Origin of the sequence: Bacillus sp. JJ1127 (assembly GCF_036965845.1) — a bacterium.
Taxonomy (GTDB): Bacteria; Bacillota; Bacilli; order Bacillales; family Bacillaceae_G; genus Bacillus_A.
Genome location: NZ_JBALQK010000334.1, coordinates 1 through 2,530, shown reverse-complemented (window position 1 = coordinate 2,530; position 2,530 = coordinate 1). Strand labels below are relative to the sequence as shown.

Sequence of the window (2,530 nt, the reverse complement as noted above, 5' to 3'; positions counted from 1 at the left end):
TGAGTACAAATACCTTTAAATGTATAGAAATTAAACAACTTTAAAGAGCCTTGCTACACAATTCTTTTATCAAGACCTAAATTAAAAAAAGATAAATAAATTAAAGGACATAACATATTTTATATGACTAATATGTTATGTCCTTTCTTAATCAACTAAAGCACCCGTTAGTTTAAGTGAAAATGTTCACAATAATGAAAACAATTAATTGACTATTTTTATTATGAAAAGGTCGGAGCAGGAAATTCATCAATTTTGATACGAAGTAAACTATAAGGTTTCTGTCGTAAGTCTTTTCCATAATGAAATCTAGGCTGTCGATGTAATTGGTTCACAATGACATACAAATATTGATCCGGACCAATTGAAAAAGTATCCGGCCACAAAATTCTCGGATCATGTGCGATAGTTTCCATTATGCCATTTGGCAATATCTTACGGATACTGTTGTTTTCATAATCTCCAGCATAAACAGTTCCCTTTGCATCGGTGATCATTCCATCAGACGCACCTTTTTCTCCCCAATACTCCACATGATAAGGTAAATTCATGTCCGGTATCGTTCTGTCTCTCAGGGCTTCTGTTGAGATCGAGAACAAATGCCGACTGGTTAGTGGAGCAAAAAATAATATCTTTCCATCGGGAGAAATCGCAAGACTATCAGACGCCAATCTAAATGGAGAAGTTGAACCGTCTTTGTTTCGATTCATTAAAATTTGACCTTCTACTTTCGGTAAAAAATAGGGATCTGGTGAAGTTGAATTTGCTCCATTTAACCGTCTAAACGCGTTTCCATTTGATAAATCTACGACGATAATAGCTCCTGGTCCTCTTGAAGAAGAATCCGTTATATAGGCATAACCTGCTTTTCCAACACGAAAATCAAAACGGACATCATTCAGATAAGTTGTAGGCAGGACAACACCTTCTGTAAAGGTATATACTTTTCTTATTGTATTGGTTTCTAAATCAACAGCGACTAATTTTGCCCCCCCTTTAATAGGTTCAGAAAAATTGGGTGCCGCTGTATCTAATATCCAAAGCGTTCCCCTTCCATCAGCAACTACACTTTGGACACTGATGAAAGTCATTGGGATATTCTCGGGGTTAACCAAATTGGTTTGTAAATTAGGATAAGGCTGCAATTTATCCTCAAAAATTTCCGCCACCGTAAATTTAACATCGTCTCCCCATTTCGGAAAGCAAATGAAAATACGACCGGTTTCTGAAACAGTAACACCTGTAGGCATAGCCCCATAAAATGCATAAACTAGTTCTAAATTACCGAAATATTTTTCACTAGGTAACATAGGTTTCATAATATCCTCCTCAAGCATTCAAACGGGATATCTCCTATATATGATTTATATTTTTTCTAGTGCATGTTTCTTAATAAGTTTTTCTATACGAAAAGATGATTGAATTGATTGTTTTCGAAATTTAATAAGTCTGTCAGAAGAAAGGAAACATTTTAATTTAAAGGTCTCCAGATGAAGTAGAATTCAATTAGCAGGTAGCGAAGTTCAATATTCCCGAATCAACGTTAAGCTGGTATAAAAAATGGGGAAATTTTCCCCTTTAAATTTGTGAAAAAATGTACTTAAGCTAAACTGCCCGTTAGTTGAATAAGAAGAGGATAATGTTATTCTCTATGAGAACCTCTTGTACTTTCATAGCACTCACCCCCTAAAGTCATATTAGCGCTCGGTCTAAAGACCTCACTACGCCCCCCCGCTATGGGCTACGTCCTCCACCTAAAGTGTACATACTTTTCTGGATATTATATACATATTAAAATATATTTTCGATATCTGTATAACTAATCTAATATGTATAAGAAAAGAGGATATATGCTCATATATTGAACATAATATCCTCTTATTAGTTTAGTCTATTTAAACTAGATTGTAGCAAGGCTCTTATATTTTCATAACAAAATTAAACAACTATATTATCGATTTACAGCCGCCTCATAAGAGACGACTTCCTTACTATATTTAAATTCGTGATCCTTAGAATGGAAATGCCTTATTTCCCTTTGTATGACTTTTTTAATAGAATCATAAACCAAACAAGACTGAGACCAATGATAGAATGAGAGATTGCTACTATGTAGGTTAATCCTTTAAAATCAGCCCCATTTAGTTGAAGAAGTCCTCGGGCTGCCAGTGAAGAAAGTGTTAAAATTAATCCAATATTATGGACGATAAACCACATATCAAAACTTTTCACTTCATGAAATGCAAATGATTTTGATAGTGCTAAGGCAATTAAAAAGAATAAAAATCCAAGTACTAGCGTATGTGTGTGTAAAAGGTTCAGCAGAGTAGATCCTAGAATGCCCTTTGCTTTTGCATATTCTCGAGCGAATACACCTGATAATAAACCGATAATTAAATATGTAAACGATGCATTATATAATTTTTTCATCATATACCTCCTAAAGTAGAATGATTAATGTTGATGTCTTGGTATTTATATATACATCAATTAAAAAAACGACATAAAACCACCTCTTTTTAGGTGGGAG

At 34.1% G+C, this 2,530-nt stretch carries 2 protein-coding genes; both read right to left on the bottom strand.

The features are described from left to right. Positions 1-221: 221 nt before the first annotated feature. On the bottom strand, positions 222-1,319 hold the full coding sequence (locus tag V7183_RS23850) for an L-dopachrome tautomerase-related protein (RefSeq protein ID WP_335361056.1): 1,098 nt from the start codon (positions 1,317-1,319) through the stop codon (positions 222-224). A gap of 709 nt (positions 1,320-2,028) precedes the next feature. Then, positions 2,029-2,430: a DUF2871 family protein gene (locus tag V7183_RS23845; RefSeq protein ID WP_335361055.1), complete on the bottom strand. Its 402-nt coding sequence runs from the start codon at positions 2,428-2,430 to the stop codon at positions 2,029-2,031. Positions 2,431-2,530 lie beyond the last annotated feature (100 nt).

Excerpts from the sequence above, each read along its gene's own strand:
- V7183_RS23845 (WP_335361055.1), bottom strand. The coding sequence starts at position 2,430 with ATGAAAAAATTATATAATGCATCGTTTACATATTTAATTATCGGTTTA.
- V7183_RS23850 (WP_335361056.1), bottom strand. The coding sequence starts at position 1,319 with ATGAAACCTATGTTACCTAGTGAAAAATATTTCGGTAATTTAGAACTA.